The organism is Mitsuaria sp. 7 (assembly GCF_001653795.1).
Lineage (GTDB): Bacteria > Pseudomonadota > Gammaproteobacteria > Burkholderiales > Burkholderiaceae_C > Roseateles.
The window spans coordinates 3,311,670-3,329,143 of record NZ_CP011514.1; the positions used below are offsets into that span (position 1 = coordinate 3,311,670).

The window sequence follows — 17,474 nt, forward strand, 5'->3', positions numbered from 1 at the left end:
GCTTGCCTGGGCGGCAGTGTCGCCGCATTGCGGCCCGCCGCCGGGCGAGAATGCCACCCCATGGCACAAGGCAAACGCATCTCGGTGGACATCGACGAGGACGCCCTGCAGGCGATCAAGGCCCTGGGCGCCGCGGCCAAGGCCGCGCGCACGGCGGCCGGCGAGAGTCAGGGCGCGGCGGGCGCTCGCCTGGGCGTGCATGTCCAGACCATCGCGCGGATCGAGTCCGGCGAGCCCGGCGTCGCGATCGGGCACGTGTTCGGGATGCTGGCGTTGTACGGGATCAGGCCGGCGCTGCCCGTCTGAACGCGCCTGGCCCACGGTGGGCAAGTCCATCGATTGACCGGGCTAACCACGAGCGAAAACCTGGCGCGGCGATGTCACACTCTCGCGCTTAATTTTTACAGCTCGAGGGAGAGAAGAAGATGCCACCCAATATCAAGGTGTACCGCGTGCACCGTTTGCTCGCTGCCCTGTACGGTCTGCTGGGGCTCGCGATTTCGGGCGCCATCGCGTTCGGATCGGGCAAGGACAGCGTGCTGGCGGCGCTGCCGGTGCTGCTGGTGTTCGGCCTCATCTGCGCGATGCACGGCTTCACCGCGCGGGCCGCCCGCAAGGGCACCTCGGGCGGCCGCACGGCGTCCAGGGTCATCGCCATCCTGATGCTGCTCGGATTCCCCATCGGCACCCTCATCGGCGCCTACCTGCTCTTCAACAGCCGCGACTGGCCGAAGCCGGGTGAGCCGCTGTCGCGGGAAGCGACACTGGACTTCTGATCCCGCACGCTTGCGCGACCGTTTCGGCGAGGCATTGAGCCGCCCTTGACGGAACGCAGGCTGCACGCCTGCTCGCGTCGAAAGGCATCGGATTCGGATTCGGATTCGTGGACGGCGACTTCGGTCGTCGCCTCCATCACTACTGTTGTTCGTCAGCACTGATCAGGCGCCGCTGCGACGCGCCCGGAACGCCGCGACCTTCATCCGGTTGCCGCAGGACGCCATGCTGCACCAGCGGCGCCGATGGGACTTGGTCAGGTCGCGGAACAGCAGCGTGCAGTGCTCGCCTTCGCACTGCCGCACCAGCCCGAGATCGACGGCCGAGAGCAGCTCGACCAGCGCTTCGGCGATCGGCGCGAGCAGTTCCGCCGCATCCCCCCTGCCCGCGCGCCGCGTCGCCTCGAACGCGCCGAGCTCGGCATTCCATCGCAGTTCCGTGCCGCGGCTGCCTTGTCCCAGCACCTGGTTCACCACGGCCGGGTCGGCCTCTTCGCCGCGCCGGGCGGCCTCCACCAGCGCCCGCGCGTTCGTCCGGAGCTTGCGGGCGAGCGTGAGCAATCCCCGAGGCGCCGCGAGGTCCGCGTCCGCGTCGCCGTCGGCATCGGCGTCGAAGAGGCCGACCGTCCTGAGCCAATCGAGCACGGCCTGATCGCTCTGCAGGACCTCGCGGTGCAGGTCCGCCTCGCCGTACTCGGTGTTGATGAAGTCCAGCGCAAGGTGGTCGCCCACCAGCAGCGCGGGCTCTCCCGGGACGTCCTGGCCCATGGTGTTCCTTCCAAAGCATCGCTGCGTTCAGCGTCCGCGCATTGTAACCATCAAATTTAATTTGACAGGTTACCCACGAAGTGCGTAACCTTTAAAACGTGAGATATCGGTTACTACGACAACCGCGGATCTCCGCTTGCCTTTCACCGCCATCCAGGAATCAAGGAGTCATCGCCATGAAGCTCAGCTCTCTCATTGCCGCCACGGGAACCGCCGCCGCCATCGCCGCGAGCGGCGCGCAAGCCGCCGACACACGCACCGATGCGCGCACCGATGCGCGCGTCGACACGTCGACGCCGGCGGTGTCCTACCGCTACGCGCAGGTCGACGACGTCAGGGTGTTCTATCGCGAGGCCGGGGACCCGTCGTCCCCGACGGTGCTGCTGCTGCACGGCTTCCCGACCTCGTCGTTCATGTACCGCAACCTGATCCCGATGCTGGCGGACCGCTATCACGTGATCGCGCCGGACCTGCCCGGCTTCGGCCTCACGGAAGCGCCGGAGCGCGGCCGCTACGCCTACACCTTCGACAACCTGGCCAGGACCATGGGCCGCTTCACCGAGGTGCTGCGCCTGGACCGCTATGCGATGCAGGTCTTCGACTACGGCGCGCCGGTCGGATGGCGCCTGGCCGTGGCGCACCCCGAACGGATCACGGCCATCGTCACGCAGAACGGCAACGCGTATGAGGAAGGCCTCGCCGAGGCCTGGAGCCCGATCCAGAAGTACTGGGCCGATCCCACCGCGAAGAACCGCGACGCGCTGCGCGAGTTCGTCTCGCCGAAGCTGATCAAGTGGCAGTACACGCACGGCGTGCCGGACGAGAGCCGGGTGTCTCCCGACACCTACACGATGGACTCGGCGCTGATCGCGCGTCCGGGCAACGTGGAGATCCAGCTGGACCTGTTCGGCGACTACGCCAGCAACGTCCGCCAGTATCCGCAGTACCAGGCGTATTTCCGCAAGCACCGTCCGCCGGTGCTGGCCGTGTGGGGCAGGAACGACCCCTTCTTCCTGCCGGCGGGCGCCGAGGCCTGGAAGCGCGACGTGCCCGACGCGGAGGTCCGGTTCTTCGACACCGGCCACTTCGCGCTGGAGACGCACGTGCAGGAGATCGGTCCCGTGATCCGCGAGTTCCTGGACCGCAAGGTGCCCCGCTCGAAGTGAGCGGCCGGGGCGGCGCATGCGGCCGCCTCAAACCGAGTCGCGCCGGGTCGCCCCGGGTCGCACCCGGTCGGATCAGGCCAGCTTGAAGGTCGCCACGACCTTGACCAGCTGCTCGGCCTGCGACTTCAGGCCGCTCGCGGCGGCGGCCATCTGCTCGACCAGCGCGGCGTTCTGCTGCGTCGCCTGGTCGATGTGGGTGACGGCCTCGCCGACCTGCGCGACGCCGCTGGACTGCTCGCTGCTCGCCGAGCTGATCTCGCCGATGATGTCGTTGACGCGACGGATGCTGCCCACCACCTCGGTCATCGTCTCGCCGGCCCGGTCCACCATCTTCGTGCCCTGCTCCACCCGCTCGACGCTGGCGGTGATCAGGCGCTTGATCTCCTTGGCCGCCTCGGCCGAACGGCCCGCCAGCGATCGCACTTCCGACGCCACGACCGCGAAGCCGCGGCCCTGCTCGCCCGCACGCGCCGCTTCCACGGCGGCGTTCAGCGCCAGGATGTTGGTCTGGAAGGCGATGCCGTCGATGACGCCGATGATGTCGCCGATCTGGCGCGACGAGTCGTTGATGCCCTTCATGGTCTCGACCACGCGGCCGACGACCTCGCCGCCCTGCACCGCCACGTCCGACGCGTTCTGCGCCAGCTGGTTGGCCTGGTGCGCGCTGTCGGCGTTGTGCCGCACCGCGGCGCTCAACTGCTCCATCGACGACGCCGTCTCCTCCAGCGAGCTGGCCTGCTGCTCGGTGCGCGCGCTCAGGTCCATGTTGCCCACGGCCATCTCGTCGCTGGCGGTCTGGATGCCTTCCGAGGCCTGGCGCACCTGTCGCACGAGGTCGGTCAGTCCGCTGCTCATCTTGCCGAGCGAGCCGACCAGGTAGGCGATCTCGTCACGGCCCTCGACCTTCAGGCGCTTGGACAGATCGCCCTCCGCGACCGCGTCGACGAGCTCGATGGCCTGCGCCATCGGACGCGTGATCGAACGCGTCAAGGTGATCGCCAGCACCACGCCGAGCGCGATCGCGATCACGCCCAGCACTTCCAGCTGGAACTGGGCGCGCGCGGTGTCGGCGGCGATGGTCTGGTTCATCTCGTCGATGACCTTGCGCTGGTAGTCCAGCACGGCGGTCAGGGCGGCCACATAGGCCGGGGAGACGACGCTGAACTCGCTGTCGTAGATGCGGTTGGCCTCGTCGGCCTTGTCGGCGCGCTTGGCCGCCATCATGCGGTCCCGCGCGTCGAGGTAGGCCTTGCGGGCCGCGTTGAACTTCTCCAGCAGCGGCTTCTCGCTGTCGGCGGTCGGCAGGTCCGCGAGGGCCTTGACGATCTCGTTGCCGCGCGCGGTCGAAGCCTTGGCCTCGTCCCGGAAGAGCGCCTCCAGCCCGCCGTCCGCGTTCTTCGCGATCGCCTTGCCGCGCGTCACGCCGGCCACGACGTTGCGCAGCTGCTCTTCCAGCAGACGCTCCTTGGCCAGCGGCGACGCCATCATGGCCTGGACCGCGACCGACGCGCTGTTCAGGCGCAGCACGCTGACCACCAGCATCAGCGCCAGCAGCAGCAGGATGAGAGCAAACCCGGCGCCAAGCCGGGTACCGACACGCATGTTGTTCAGAGTCATGAGGACCTCATCCAGGACAGGGAGTTGAAGCGGCCGGCGGGTGCTGGGGCAGCCCCCCGCCGGGTTGGGCGCGAGCCTATGCGCTTGTTTCACCGGCGAACAGATCAGGCGCGGTCGCGAGGCGAGCGGCGCCGTGAACAGCTTGACGAAAGCCGTTCCGTTACGCGCGGAGCGACCGAACCCGGCATGACGGATCGGTGACAGCCCGCGCTGCGCATGACGCTCGTCGGCCCGCAGGGCAGTTCATCACGGCTCGTCGGCAGCGCGTCACGCGGCGGTCGCCTCGACGGGGGCGGACATCGAGACTCCGGGCTCCGATGAACGATCTTCGAGGGGGAAGAATGAATTCACTTGTCGTGCTGCCGCTGTGCGCGCTGCTGGCCGCGGCGCCCGCGCCGGCGACGGCCCAGACCGCTCAGGTCGCTCAGGCCGCTCAGGCCGATCGAGCACCCGCGGCCGTGCCGCTCACCACGAGCTGCCTGGTCGGCGCCTATCGCCTGGAGAGCGGCCAGACGCTGGACATCGCGCCCGCAGGCGGCAACACCCTGCGCTGGACCGCCCTCGGCGGCGAGACGGGCCGGCTGCGGCCTCGGCCCGACGGCACGTGGACCAGCACCGTCGGCTGGACCGGCAGGCCGGCGAAGGACACGCTGTCGTCGGCCGACTGCGACAAGGGCGAGATCAGCTTTGGAGGACAGCGCGGCCAGCGCATCGCCTTCGACGTGAGCGAGACCACCTTCGATGCCGGCGGCGTCACCTTGGCCGGGCGTCTGGTCATGCCCCGGGGCCAGGGCCCCGTGCCGGTCGTGGTGCTGCTCCACGGCTCCGAATCGGATTCCGCACGCGAGGGCAACGTCCTTCAACGCGTGTTCCCCGCGGAGGGCATAGGCGCGTTCGTCTACGACAAGCGGGGCACCGGCGCCTCCGGCGGCGCCTACACGCAGGACATCGGCGTGCTGGCCGACGACGCGGTGCTGGCCATGAAGGAAGCCCGTCGTCTGGCCGGACCTCGCGCCGGCCGCGTCGGCTACCAGGGCGGCAGCCAGGGCGGGTGGGTCGCGCCACTGGCGGCGGCGCGGGCGCCGGTGGACTTCGCCCTCGTGAGCTTCGGCCTGACGGTGTCCATGCTCGAGCAGGACCTGCAGAGCGTCGCGCTGGAGATGCGGGCCAACGGACATTCCGCGCGGGACACCGAGGATGCGCTGGCGCTGACGCGCGCCGGCCAGAAGGTCATCGAGACGCGCGGCCGGGAGGGCTACGAGGCGTTCGACGCGCTCCGTGAGCAATACCGGTCGCGAGCCTGGTTCAAGGACGTGCGCGGCAACTTCCTGCATCTGGTGCTGCCGCTCGACAAGGCGCAGATCCTCGAGGGACTGAACACGACCTACAAGTTCGACGTGTCCTTCCGCTACGACCCGATGCCGACGCTGCGGGCCTCCCGCACGCCGCAGCTGTGGATCCTCGGCGCCGACGACCGCGTCGCGCCGAGCGCCGGCTCCGAGGCGGACATCCGGTCCCTGATCGCGGCGGGCAAGCGCTACACGCTGGCCGTCTACCCCGGAGCGGATCACGGCATGACCGAATTCGAACTCACGGCGGACGGCAGACGCGTCTCGACGCGTTACGCCGAAGGCTACTTCGCCCTGATGCGGGACTTCATGCGGAACGGCCGGATCGCCGATGTCGGCGACGCTGGCGACCGGTACGGGAAGGCGGTCATCACCCGCCCCCTGCCGGTGAAGTGACCGGGGCGCGCGGCAGTAGTAGAGTGCCGCCATCCCGACCCTGAACCACCAGAAGGAAAACGAGCCATGCCAAAAGGCGAGCAACGCAACGACAAGGCCAACAAGAAGCCCAAGAAGGACACCAGCACCCCGAAGGAATCGTCCTCCGTCTCCACCCGGCCGGTCGCGCCGATGACGGCCGTGGCGCCCAAGGGCAAGCTGAAGAACAAGCCGGGCTGATCACGCGCCGGGCCAATGAGCAACGCCGGCGGGACTCGCGTCCCGCCGGCGTTTTTCATTGACGCAGGGCGTCAGTGCTTGCCGGCGTCCTTGGCCGCTTCCTTCACGTCGCCGTAGGCCTTCTGGGCCTTGCCGTCGACCTGCTTGGCCAGGCCCTTGGCCTGCTGTTCGGTGCTGCCGATGACCTCACCGGTCTTCTGTTGCACCTTGCCTGCGGCGTCCTTGACGGCGCCCTTCACTTGGTCCTTGTTCATCGTCTACTCCAGAAAGTTACTGCGTATCTCGCAGGGTGCGATGGCACGGAACTGATAGTAGGACGCTGGTCTCGCGGCGCGTGACGGTGGGCGGCGCGTCTTCGCGTCGGCGCGGTCCTACGTCGCTGGACGCCTCCCGCACAAGTCATGCACGGCGCATTCACAGCCCGTCGCATTCACGGGCGAACGGATTGCGTCGCGGCATGTTGGCGATCTCCTGCAGCGTCCAGAGTTCGGCCGGCGTCATGTGGACGAGCTGGCCGAGCGCCGGCAGCCGGTCGGTGGGAATGGTGCGTCCGCCGGTGCGGGCTTCGCTGACGTGCTGCCGGGGGACTTTCAGATGACGGGCGAGTGCGGCCTGACTGCCGCACAGGTGCACGGCGCGGTCGACCGCGCCCTGCCAGGTGGAGGACATGTCCATGACGAGAAATCCTGCTGCCGCGCGGGGCGGACAGACGATGGCGCCGCACGCGCGTCAGGGCGCGGCGGCATGACCGCATCGGACGGGCTCCGCGACGGCGGCCCGGGCGATGCGGAACGGCGGAGAAAGGCGGAGCGCGCGACCTCCGTGCCAGGAGCATGGACCGGTGCGCGCGCCATCTCGGCCGTTCAGCGCCGGGGCGGTCGCTCCAGTCGCGTGTCGCCGATGCTGCGCCAGGTCGGCGGCTCGGCGCGCGGCCAATGGCCGTTGGCGCTCGCGGGCATGGGGATGCGCGGCATGACGACGTTCGCCATGGGCAGGACATAGCCGCCCAGCGCCGCAGCGTCGCTCAACGAAGGCCCGTCGTGGTCGTCCAGCACGACGGTGGGATCGTCGGCCAGGTGATGGTGGCGCTCGAAAAGGCCGTGGGCATGGACATGCGCGGATTTGCCGCCCCGCTGCAACTGGAGCTCGGCCTGCTGCTGCCGCGCCCGCGCGTTGTCGAGGACCTGCGAGGCCTCCTGGCCTGCCAGCGCCTGCAGCCCCCGATGGACGAGCTCGCGCCAGGTCTGCGCAACCGAGGGCGAGTCGTGGTCGTGATCGACGGCGGGAGCGGCGCGGTGGTGATGCGCCGGGCCGAGCGTGCTCAGCCGCGCGCCTGCGGCGCCATACAACGGGACCGCGGCGCACAGCAGCAACAGCAGCACGCCCCGCATCTGGCGCAGCCAGCCGGCGAGCGTGCGGGCGGGGGATCCAGTCGCAGGGCGCATCGCGACGCAGGGTCGCCCAGCTTCATGTCATCCGCATGACCGGTGGCCCGGAGCCAGCGAAACGTCCCGCTTTCCCGGCTCGCATTGTTGGTCCCCGTTGGCAAGTGAAGACGGCGTGAGGCTCTTTTTCGAAGCGCGCCGATTCCGAAGAATCACTTCCGTCATCACTTCATTTCAAACGAGGCCACCATGCCCTTCGCCAACATCAAGCTCCCCGAGGGCGTCGCCGACGCCGCCCGCAAGGAGGAAATCATCCACCGCGTGACGGCCATGTTCGTCGAGTACTTCGGCGAGCGCGCACGCCCCTACACGATGGTCCTGGTCGACGAGGTCGCCGACGGCGGCTGGGGCCGCGCGGACGAGACACTGACGCTCGAGAAGATGGGACTCAAGCCGAAGCAGCGGTAGTCGTCGTCCGGACGGCCCGGGAGCGTCGCTCCAGCGTCGCGCTCCCGCCGTCCCCGCCGGCATTCAGGCGTCGGACGGCGCGAGCAGCTTCACCACCAGGCCACGCACCTGCTCGCGCAGCCAGGCGTGGGCCTGGTCGCCCTCGTGGCGGCGATGCCAGGTCGCCACGATGGGCAGCGCCGGGGTGCGCAACGGGACAGGCACGACCTTGAGCTTCAGCGCCCGCGCGGCGCCGGCGCTGATCCGCTCGGGCACCAGCGTCAGCAGATCGGCGGCGCCGACCCACGCCAGCGCCGCCGCCACCGTGGGCGCGGCGGCCACCACGCGGCGCGCCATGCCCTGCGTCGCCAGCGCGTCGTCCACCGTGTCCCGCAAGCGGCCGCGTCGCGAGACCGTGACGTGGTCCGCCTCCGCGTAGCCGCGCAGCGTCAGCTTGCGACCCGCCAACGGGTGCCGGGCGCGCATCACCACCATCGGACGATCCTCCCCGAGCACCTCATGCAGCACGTCGGCGTGCGTCGGGATGGCCGCGCCGATCTGCAGGTCGACCTGCCCCTGCCGAAGCTCCTGCGCGTCGGCCGCGCCCTCCGCCGGCATGCGCAGGACGGCCAGCGGTGCGGCCTTGCGCAGCGCGGCCAGCAGCGGCGGACCGAGCGCCGCGGCCAGCGCGTCATGGCACTGGATCGTGAAGGTGCGCTCGACCTGCGCGATGTCGAAGCGGCTCTGCCGCGCCAGCACCGTCCGGGCGCGCAGCACCACGTCATGCACGTCGGCCTGGATCGCCTGCGCGTACGGCGTGGGGGTCATCGCGCGGCCGTTGCGCACCAGGATCGCGTCGCCCGTCATGTGGCGGATCCGGTCCAGCGTGCGGCTCATCGCCGGCGAGCTCACATGCATGCGCGCGGCGGCGCCGCCCACGCTGCCCTCATCCAGCAGCGCATCCAGCGCCACGAGCAGATTCATGTCCAGTTGCATGACGGTTAACTCACGGTTCATCCCAATTGATTTGATGTTAATCGGTCGACTGCCAACAATCGATCCATCGACACCACGAAGCACCCCATGACCTCCTTCGATACCGAACGCCAGACCGCCGAACGGCTCGCCGACATCGCCGCCTCTGATCCGACGGACGGCGCCGTCCTCGCTGCCGCGGTCGCGGCCGTCCGCCTTGCCGGCCGGACGATGCTGGACGCCTTCAGCGAACGGACCCGCACGCCCGACGATCTCGGCAGCCTCGTCCGCGCCATCCATGCCAACGACGACGCCTCGCTCGCCATCGCTCGCCGGCTGCTGGAACGCAGCCTGCCGACGGCGGGCTGGGTGGACGACGAACTCGAAGGCGGCGTGCTGCCGCCCGGCGACTGGTGGATCTTCGACGCCGTGGAAGGCAACGTGAACCACGTGCATGGCCTGAGCGAATGGGGCATCAGCGCGACGCTGGTGCGCGACGGCGCGCCGCACCTCACGGTGGTGTACGAGCCCGTGGCCGACCGCCTCTACACGGCGGTGCGCGGCAGCGGCGTCGCGGCGCTCAACGGCGAGCCCTTGCGGCCGTCGACCAAGACCGAGTTGAAGGCCGCCATCGTCACCACGGGACAGGCCAGGCCCGGCGAGTCTGCGGAGACCTACCGACGGATAGGCGCGTCGGTGACGGCGATGCTGAACTCGGCGCTGGTCGTGCGGATGACCGTGCCGGCCACTTTCCAGCTCGGACTGGTGGCGGGTGGTCAGACCGATGCCTTCTGGCAGCACAGCGATGTGCGGTCCGGATTGGCAGCCGGTGCGCTGCTGGTGTCGGAAGCGGGCGGCTCGGTGACCGACCTGCAGGGCCGGCCCTGGTCTTTCGCCAGCAACGACTTCCTGGCCAGCGCGCCGGGCATCCAGCGCGAAGCGCTGGCCGTGCTGGGAGAAGTGGCATGAACAAGGATCTTCAGCCCGTCAGCATCCTCGGCGCGGGACGCGTCGGCGCCAACCTGGCCCGGGCCTTCGCCGAGCGGGGTCACGTCGTGACCGTGGGGCATCGCACGCTCTCGACGGGCGCTCCCGCATGGCAGGGGCCGGCGGTCCGCCACGCCACGCTGGCCGAAGCGGCCGCGGCGTCGCCCGTCGTCTTCCACGCCACGCCGGGACACACCGCGCTGGAACTGCTCACCGGCCTTCGCCTCCCGTTGCGGGACAAGGTGCTGGTGGACGTGTCCAACGCCACCGTGCGTCAACCCAACGGGGCGCCGGGCGACCTGCTCTATCCGGACGGCAGCCTGGGACAGCGGATCCAGGCCGCGTTGCCGGAGACACGCGTGGTGAAGGCCTTGAACACGATGTTCTTCACCGTCATGACCGCGCCGCGCAGCCTGGCCACGCCGGCGCAGGTTTTCCTCAGCGCAGAAGACGTTGATGCCAAGACGCAGGTTCGGACGCTGCTGGCCTCGCTGGGTTGGCCGGATGAGTGGATCCTCGACCTCGGCGGCATCGCCAGCGCACGCGCCACCGAAGCGATGATCCTCATGGCGCCCCATGTCGTGGCCGCCAAAGGGTTCAAGCCGTTTGCGCTGACGGTCGCGGCCTGAACCGGGTCCCGGCGGGCGCTCGCGCGTCGGGGATCCCTTCATTCGACGCCATGGGTCCACCCCGGAACGTTGACGTAGTACCGCACCGCCTTGCCCACGCCCTGCGCGCGAAGCTGCCCCGCCGCGGTCATGTCCGACAGGTCGCGGGTCGCCGTCGCCTTCGACACGCCGGTCATCTTCATGTACTTCTCGGCGTTGAGCCCGCCGAGGAACCCACCGTCGCCATCGTCAAGCAGGCGCTGCAGCACCTTGCGCTGACGCTCGGCGAGCGTGCTTGCGGCGTGCGTGTCCCAGAACCGGCGCTTCTCGATGGCGGATTCGATGATCCGGTCCGCGGCATCGCAGGCGGCGGTGTACTGACGCACGAACCACTGCACCCACGCGGTCACATCCGCGCCGCCGCGCGAAGCCCGGTTCAATTCGGCGTAGTACTCGCTGCGCGAGGTCAACAACTGCCTGGACAGGCTGTGGAGCCGCATCGGCGGGCGCAGATGCTGCGTGATCGCCATGTCGACGATGGCCCGACCGATCCGCCCATTGCCGTCATCGAAGGGATGGATGCTCTCGAACCAGAGATGCGCGATCGCGGCCCGGGCGATGCCGTCGAGCCGGGGGCCGTCCAGCGAGGGCGGCACGCCCTTGCGCGGCGTGGTCGCGGCGAACCAGTCGAGGAATCGCGCCATCTCGGCCGGCACGTCGCGCGATGCGGGCGCCTGGTAGTGCACCACTTCCCGGCCGGGACGTCCGCTGACGATCACCATCGGGTCTTCGTGATCGCGATACCGCCCGACGGCGATCCGCTGGAAGCCCGAAGTGCCGTTCGGGAACAGCGCCGCCTGCCAGCGGCACAACCGGTCCTGATCCAAGGGTTGATCGAAGCCCTCGGTCGCATCGGCGATCACGGCGACCAGGCCGTCGACGTGCCGGTCGACCGGCCCTGCCTGGCTGAGCCCCAGCCGCCTCAGCACGGAGGAGCGCACGGCATCGATCGACAGCTGCTCGCCTTCGATCGCGGCGGTCGCCACCACCTCGTCGGAGAACAGGTCCAGCACGATGGCGCTCTCCGCGCCCAGGCCGATGGCCATGGCCTTGCCTTCGATGCTGCCGTGCATCAGATAGGCCTCGGCCAGGAAGGGTGCCAGGTCTTGCGCGACGTAGTGGAAGTCCGTCCAGTCGTCGCGCTGCCAGACCCAGGTCGACGTCTTGGGTTTGGGGGTCATGAGCCGCATTCTGTCACTTGCGGCTCATTCATTGAGCCGTATTTCGTCAAATGCGGCTCACGTCGCCGATTCAGCCCAGGTAGGCTGCCGCGCCCTCGCCCGCGACCAGGCCGCTGGCCATGGACGCGGTCAGCAGATAGCCGCCCGTCGGCGCTTCCCAATCCAGCATCTCGCCGGCGACGAACACGCCGGGCCTGGTCTTCAGCATCAGCCGCTCGTCGAGCGACTCGATCGTCACGCCGCCGGCGGTGCTGATGGCTTCCGCGACCGGGCGTGCGGCGCGCAGGCGCAACGGCAGCGCCTTCAGCGTGCGGGCGAGCGTCGCAGAATCGGCGTACTCGTCCTTCGTGAGCACCTCGTGCAGCAGACCGGCCTTCAGGCCTTCGATGTTCAAGCGGCTCTTCAGGTGCGAGGACAAGGAGCGCGAGCCGCGCGGATGGGCGACCTGCTCCAGCACCCACGCCGCATCGCGACCGGGCAGCAGGTCCAGGTGGACGAGCGCTTCTCCGTCGCGCTCGATCTTCTCGCGCAGCAGCGCGGAAACGGCGTAGACCAGCGAGCCTTCGATGCCGGTCGCGGTCACGACGAACTCGCCTTGACGCGAGAAGCTGCGGCCATCGACACCTTCGGCGCTCAGCGCCACGGGCTTGAGCGGCTGACCCGCGAATTTCTCGGCGAAGAACGGCGACCAGCCCGGTGACGCGCCGTCGCGCGTCACGCCGAGATCGAAGCCGCAATTGGCGGCCCGCAGTGGCGACACGGTCGCGCCGACCTCGGCGAGCAGCGGCGCCCACGCGCCGTCCGAGCCGAGCTGCGGCCACGAGGCACCGCCCAGCGCGAGCACGACCGCCTCCGCGTTCACGGTCGTTTCGCCTTCAGATGAGTTGAATCGCAGCGCGCCCTCCGCGTCCCAGCCGAGCCAGCGATGCCGCATGTGGAAGCGCACGCCTTGCGCGCGCAGGCGCGACAGCCAGGCGCGCAGCATCGGCGCGGCCTTCAGGTCCCTGGGAAAGACGCGCCCGGACGTCCCGACGAAGGTCTCGACGCCGAGGCCCTGGGCCCAGGCGCGCAGCGCCTCGCCATCGAAGCGGTCCAGCCAGCCGCCGACCTGCGTCTGGCGCTCGAAGAAGCGCGAGTCGAAGTCGGGACGGGCCTCCGAGTGCGTCAGGTTCAAGCCCCCTTTGCCCGCCAGGAGGAACTTGCGCCCGACCGAGGCCATGGCGTCGTAGAGGTCGACGGAAAGCCCGGCATGGGCGAGGCGCTCGGCGGCCATGAGGCCGGCGGGGCCGCCGCCGATGACGACGGCGCGACGGGGGGATTCGGAGGTAGGCATGTGATGGAGGGTACTGCGCAGGGCCGCGCAGTGTGCCAGACCCTGGCGATCGCCCGGATCCGGGCGGCCCGGCGCCTGATGACGCCCGCCGTTCCGGGGCCGGCTCACCCGGAAGAGGTACCGCGATCCGCGGCGTTTACCGTTGATTGCAGCTCTTGCCTCTCCCCGTTGGAACCGCTTTCACCCGCGGCAAAGAATGGAATCGATCCAGACACACACCAACGAGAGACGCGCATGCACACCTCCATCAGCCCAGGCCTGCTCAGGCTCCAGGCCGCGCCGACCACGATCGCGCTCGCCGTCAGCGTGCTGCTGAGCGCCTGCGGCGGCGCCGACTCCCCCGAGTCGTCGACCGGCCCGTCGGCGAGCGACCGCGTGAACGCCGAGGCGCTCGCGCCCGATCCGTCGCCGGTGGTGGCCGCGGGCCGCTACGTGCTGATGAACGCGCTGTCCGGCAAATGCGTCGAAGCCGTGCCTGCTGCAGCGGACGGCGGACGCGTCCAGCAGACGACCTGCAGTGACAGCGTGAACCAGGCCTTCGACCTGACCCTGCAAGGCAACGGCTTCTACAAGCTGACCAACGCCGCCACCTCGAAGGTGCTGGAACTGACCGGCGCCTCGCGCGCCGACGGCGCGGCCATCCAGCAGGCGACCGGCAACGACACCGACGCGCAGCGCTTCCGCCTGTGGCGCGCCAACGGCAACCGGGTCCGGGTCGTCAACGCGTCCAGCGGCAAGTGCCTGACCCTCCCCGGCCGATCGGTCGCCAACGGCGTGCAGATCCAGCAGGCGAGCTGCCTCACTGCCGAGGCCGTGCATCAGTTCTTCCTCTATCCGCGTGCGTCGGCGTCGCGCGGCCTACTGCCGGTGGGCCAGTACAGCGTGCGCGGCGTCCAGTCGGACCTGTGCCTGGACATCGAAGGCGCGAGCACGGCCGACGGCGCCAAGACGCAACTCGCGGCCTGCGGCAGTGCCGCCAGCCAGCGCTTCGAGGTCATGGCCGCGGCCGACGGCAGCTACGCGTTCCGCAACATCAACAGCGGCAAGGGGCTGGACGTCAGCGACATCTCCACCGTGAACGGCGCGTTGCTCCAGCAGTGGAGCTACGGTGCCGGCGCGAACCAGCGCTTCGCCGTCACCGCCAAGGGCGACGCGTTCAACATCGCCGCCAAGCATTCCGGCAAGTGCCTGGACGTGAAGGACTTCAGCGTCGCCGCCGGCGGCCGCATCCAGCAATGGGATTGCGGCAACGGCGACAACCAGCGCTGGCGCCTGCAGGCGACGGACGCGCAAGGCCCGGCGCCGACGCCGGCACCGCCTGCGCCCGCGCCGTCTCCCACGCCGCCACCGGCCCCGGCCCCTTCGCCGACACCGCCGCCGCCGCCGCCCCCGCCACCGCCGCCGCCTCCACCGCCCCCGGCGCCTCCACCGGGACCAGCGCCGGCGCCTGGCCCCGCACCGGCCCCCGGCCCGGCTCCCACGCTGACCCTGCCGATCGAAGTCCTCGGCGCCGGCGCGCCCGACGCGCCGACCGTCGTCGGCGCCGAGCTGTCGCTCGATGCCGCGTCGCTCTCCACCGCGACGCAGCTGGTGGTGCGCTGCCATCGCTGCGGCTTCTACAACTCCCCGGAGTTCGAGGCGCTCAGCAAGCCGCTGACGGCCATCGCCGGCAGCCTGCGCGTGATAGGCGCCGCCAACGCCAACAACACCAGCGCGGCGGCGTGGATCCCGATCAGCGACACCGGCGTGCAGCTCGACGACATCGAGCGCGCTCACGGCGGCGTCAACGGCGGGCTGCTGACCCTCCGCTTCCGCGTGCCGCTGGACAGCACCGCGCGGGCGCGCCTGGTCGCGAGCCCCGCCACCAACCGCATCGAGTTCCGCTTCAACGGCACCGACGGCAACTCCAACGGCTTCCGCATCCTCGACCTGCAGCTGCAGGACGCGAGCGGCCGCAACCTCGCGACCAACCCGCGCCGCTGGGCCGACATCGCCGCCGAGAAGCAGGCCGGCCGCGTCTGGACGGCCGATGCGGACAAGGGCAAGGTGCTGTGGAACGCCTCCGGCCTGCTGCTCAAATCCCCGGTGGTCAACACCCGGATGCGCGCCGCCTGCGCGTCCTGCCATGCGGCCACCGGCCGCGACCTGCAGTACTTCAACTATTCGGACAACGCGATCGTCCAGCGCTCACGCTTCCATGGCCTGAGCGAGACGCAGGGCCGGCAGATCTCCGCCTACCTGCGCGCGGCGCTGACGCAGGTCCCGCACGTGCCGCAGGCCACGCCGTGGAATCCGCCCTACCAGCCCGGCCCCGGCATGGACGGCAAGCCCGTCGTCGAATGGGCGGCCGGCGCGGGCATCGACGCGGTGCTGCCGGACGCGAAGTCCTTCGTCAACGTCTTCGCCGGCAAGGCGGCCAACAGCACGGCCGCGGTGACGCAGGCCGAGCTCGACGCCGCGATGGACCCGAGCCCGGGCAAGGTGCTGAACACGCGCGAGATGCCCATCCCGCTGCAGCTCCCCGACTGGAACGCGTGGCTGCCGATCACGCATCCGCTGGACATCTGGACGCCGGACGCGGGCCAGGGTCAGGGCTTGTTCGAGACCAAGGGCGACGACGGCTCCAACCCCATCAAGGTAGTCAAGCGCATCGCCGACTGGCTGGCGGCCAACAAGAATCCGAACGGGGTGTACGGCGACTGGAGCCACCTGACCGCGGACCAGCGCGAACGCGCGCAGTACTGGCTGACCGATCCGGGCATGCGCATCCTGGACTTCGTGGGCGGCGGTCGCGGCAGCCGCGTGTCGTCGAATCCGTCGCAGCCCTACGGCGCCGAGATCGGCGGCCGCAAGCTGCAGGCCCTGCTGTCGTCCTCGACGCAGTCCTCGGCGACCGCGCTCTATCCGAACGCGAAGGCCGGCTACAGCAAGGAGGCCTTCATCGAACGCGCCATGTTCGGGATGATCCACTGGATGGGCGTCAAGCAGTGGGAGCTCGCGCACGAGTACGGGCTGGAAGGCCAGGCCTCGTGGTTCCGCGGCAGGAAGGACGCCAGCGGCAAGTGGGTGGGCGAAGGCGAGAAGCGCGGCTGGCCGTTCAGCTGGCCCAGCGTGTTCTACATGGCGCCGCACATGCTCTACGTCGACGAGCAGACGCCGCAGGGCAAGCGCGAGTTCTACTTCTCGTGGGAGCCGCGACTGACCTCGTACTACCGCACCAACCAGTGGTACCAGTTGCAGATGACGGTGAACCCGGGCTGGACCGGCGCGTCCGAAGGGCCGATGGACTGGCCGTACCACATGGGCTTCACGACGGCGGTGGTCGACGACCTGATGACGGCCAAGGCACCGTCGCAGGTGTCGGCGTCCCACCTGGCGCGCTACTTCCAGGTGCGGACCAAGCTGGCGCAACTGGCCAACACCAACCTCTCCTTCAACAAGCCGGATCCCGCCGCGCCGACCGATCTCTTCCGCAACGAAGGGCATCGCAGCCGGGCCTCGCTCGCCATCCACAAGCTGGGCGTGGGCGAGGTCGTCGACCGCGGTCCGGAGAGCTGGGAGAAGTCGCGCTTCCGCCTGCTGGACGACGTGACGCCCGGGCTGCACCTGATGTTCATCAACAGCTCGATCTCGCTCTACAACGCGATGTACGCGAACACGACCTACGAGCAGTGGCGCCGCTGCGATCCGAACGCGCTGTTCGGCAGCGAGCCGGAGATCAGGTCGGGCTTCCGCTTCTGCCTCGACGCGAAGCGCACGCCGCTGCCCTTGAACAGCAAGGGCCAGCCGCACCTGGTGGGCGGCTGGGTCGACTGGACCAGCGAGCAGTACATCACCTGGAGCGTGATCTCCGCGCGCAACCATGGCGCGGAGGCACAGCGCTTGAAGACCTTCTCCGACTGGAGCGGGCGGATGTGGCGGGAGTGAGGGAACGCTGAAGGGGGCCGTGGGCTCGACCAACCGCCTTGCCCGTTCAGTCCTTCACGCCTTCACTTGGACTGGCTCCATATCCGGCGGTAGGCGGCGATCGACTTCACCGAAGCCAACTGGGACGAGGTGATGGCGGTGAACCTCGGCACCGTCTTTCGGCTGTCGCAGGCGGCGGCGAAGCGCTTCGTGACACGGGGCTCGGGCGGCCCGCTATGTCCATGGGCACACGCTGGCGGTGGATGGAGGCTGGCTCGCGCGTTAGCGAGGGGAAGAGGGATAG

General features: G+C 69.7%; 17 protein-coding genes. 9 read left to right on the forward strand and 8 right to left on the reverse strand.

Features of this window, described 5'->3' with window-relative positions:
* Positions 1–60: 60 nt before the first annotated feature.
* Together ABE85_RS14490 and ABE85_RS14495 are read left to right on the forward strand one after the other, a co-directional pair.
* Positions 61–306 (forward strand): helix-turn-helix transcriptional regulator, encoded by a 246-nt coding sequence (locus ABE85_RS14490; RefSeq protein WP_067275831.1) that lies wholly within the window; start codon positions 61–63, stop codon positions 304–306.
* A 119-nt stretch (positions 307–425) separates the two neighbouring features.
* Positions 426–776, forward strand: a complete 351-nt coding sequence (locus ABE85_RS14495; RefSeq protein WP_067275836.1) for a hypothetical protein — start codon at positions 426–428, stop codon at positions 774–776.
* 162 nt (positions 777–938) lie between these two features.
* Here ABE85_RS14495 and ABE85_RS14500 read toward each other — a convergent pair whose 3' ends face one another.
* On the reverse strand, positions 939–1,541 hold the full coding sequence (locus ABE85_RS14500) for an ABATE domain-containing protein (RefSeq protein ID WP_067275839.1): 603 nt from the start codon (positions 1,539–1,541) through the stop codon (positions 939–941).
* Positions 1,542–1,717: 176 nt separating this feature from the next.
* Between ABE85_RS14500 and ABE85_RS14505 the strand changes: the two genes are divergently transcribed.
* Positions 1,718–2,707 (forward strand): alpha/beta fold hydrolase, encoded by a 990-nt coding sequence (locus ABE85_RS14505; RefSeq protein ID WP_067275842.1) that lies wholly within the window; start codon positions 1,718–1,720, stop codon positions 2,705–2,707.
* A 72-nt stretch (positions 2,708–2,779) separates the two neighbouring features.
* On the opposite strand, the gene ABE85_RS14510 is transcribed toward ABE85_RS14505, so the two are convergent.
* Positions 2,780–4,324, reverse strand: a complete 1,545-nt coding sequence (locus ABE85_RS14510; protein WP_082938623.1) for a methyl-accepting chemotaxis protein — start codon at positions 4,322–4,324, stop codon at positions 2,780–2,782.
* Between the two features lie 341 nt (positions 4,325–4,665).
* On the opposite strand from ABE85_RS14510, the gene ABE85_RS14515 reads away from it, so the two are divergent.
* Positions 4,666–6,069: a S9 family peptidase gene (locus tag ABE85_RS14515; RefSeq protein WP_067275854.1), complete on the forward strand. Its 1,404-nt coding sequence runs from the start codon at positions 4,666–4,668 to the stop codon at positions 6,067–6,069.
* Between the two features lie 66 nt (positions 6,070–6,135).
* Positions 6,136–6,288: a hypothetical protein gene (locus ABE85_RS27970; RefSeq protein ID WP_197507012.1), complete on the forward strand. Its 153-nt coding sequence runs from the start codon at positions 6,136–6,138 to the stop codon at positions 6,286–6,288.
* Positions 6,289–6,359: 71 nt separating this feature from the next.
* Here ABE85_RS27970 and ABE85_RS14520 read toward each other — a convergent pair whose 3' ends face one another.
* From ABE85_RS14520 to ABE85_RS14530, 3 genes are all read right to left on the reverse strand, one after another.
* Positions 6,360–6,542 (reverse strand): CsbD family protein, encoded by a 183-nt coding sequence (locus ABE85_RS14520; protein WP_067275857.1) that lies wholly within the window; start codon positions 6,540–6,542, stop codon positions 6,360–6,362.
* A gap of 160 nt (positions 6,543–6,702) precedes the next feature.
* On the reverse strand, positions 6,703–6,963 hold the full coding sequence (locus tag ABE85_RS14525) for a YdaS family helix-turn-helix protein (RefSeq protein ID WP_067275860.1): 261 nt from the start codon (positions 6,961–6,963) through the stop codon (positions 6,703–6,705).
* A 188-nt stretch (positions 6,964–7,151) separates the two neighbouring features.
* Positions 7,152–7,733, reverse strand: coding sequence for a hypothetical protein (locus tag ABE85_RS14530; protein ID WP_067275863.1), 582 nt, complete (start codon positions 7,731–7,733; stop codon positions 7,152–7,154).
* Between the two features lie 189 nt (positions 7,734–7,922).
* Between ABE85_RS14530 and ABE85_RS14535 the strand changes: the two genes are divergently transcribed.
* Entirely contained in the window at positions 7,923–8,141 is a 219-nt protein-coding gene (locus ABE85_RS14535) for a 4-oxalocrotonate tautomerase family protein (RefSeq protein WP_067275866.1), read from the forward strand.
* A 63-nt stretch (positions 8,142–8,204) separates the two neighbouring features.
* On the opposite strand, the gene ABE85_RS14540 is transcribed toward ABE85_RS14535, so the two are convergent.
* The gene (locus tag ABE85_RS14540; RefSeq protein WP_067275869.1) at positions 8,205–9,116 is read right to left on the reverse strand and encodes a LysR family transcriptional regulator; all 912 of its coding nucleotides are present in this window, start codon (positions 9,114–9,116) and stop codon (positions 8,205–8,207) included.
* An 87-nt stretch (positions 9,117–9,203) separates the two neighbouring features.
* Between ABE85_RS14540 and ABE85_RS14545 the strand changes: the two genes are divergently transcribed.
* Both ABE85_RS14545 and ABE85_RS14550 read left to right on the forward strand, forming a co-directional pair.
* A complete protein-coding gene (locus ABE85_RS14545; protein WP_082938624.1) occupies positions 9,204–10,064 on the forward strand; it encodes an inositol monophosphatase family protein in 861 nt (286 codons plus the stop codon).
* A complete protein-coding gene (locus ABE85_RS14550) occupies positions 10,061–10,711 on the forward strand; it encodes an NADPH-dependent F420 reductase (protein ID WP_067275872.1) in 651 nt (216 codons plus the stop codon). The genes ABE85_RS14545 and ABE85_RS14550 overlap by 4 nt, the downstream gene beginning before the upstream one ends.
* Positions 10,712–10,749: 38 nt before the next feature.
* Here ABE85_RS14550 and ABE85_RS14555 read toward each other — a convergent pair whose 3' ends face one another.
* On the reverse strand, positions 10,750–11,931 hold the full coding sequence (locus ABE85_RS14555) for a Fic family protein (RefSeq protein ID WP_231993094.1): 1,182 nt from the start codon (positions 11,929–11,931) through the stop codon (positions 10,750–10,752).
* A gap of 70 nt (positions 11,932–12,001) precedes the next feature.
* Positions 12,002–13,264, reverse strand: a complete 1,263-nt coding sequence (locus ABE85_RS14560; protein ID WP_067275878.1) for a TIGR03862 family flavoprotein — start codon at positions 13,262–13,264, stop codon at positions 12,002–12,004.
* A 234-nt stretch (positions 13,265–13,498) separates the two neighbouring features.
* On the opposite strand from ABE85_RS14560, the gene ABE85_RS14565 reads away from it, so the two are divergent.
* On the forward strand, positions 13,499–17,191 hold the full coding sequence (locus ABE85_RS14565) for an RICIN domain-containing protein (RefSeq protein ID WP_067275882.1): 3,693 nt from the start codon (positions 13,499–13,501) through the stop codon (positions 17,189–17,191).
* The last annotated feature ends 283 nt before the right edge of the window (positions 17,192–17,474 follow it).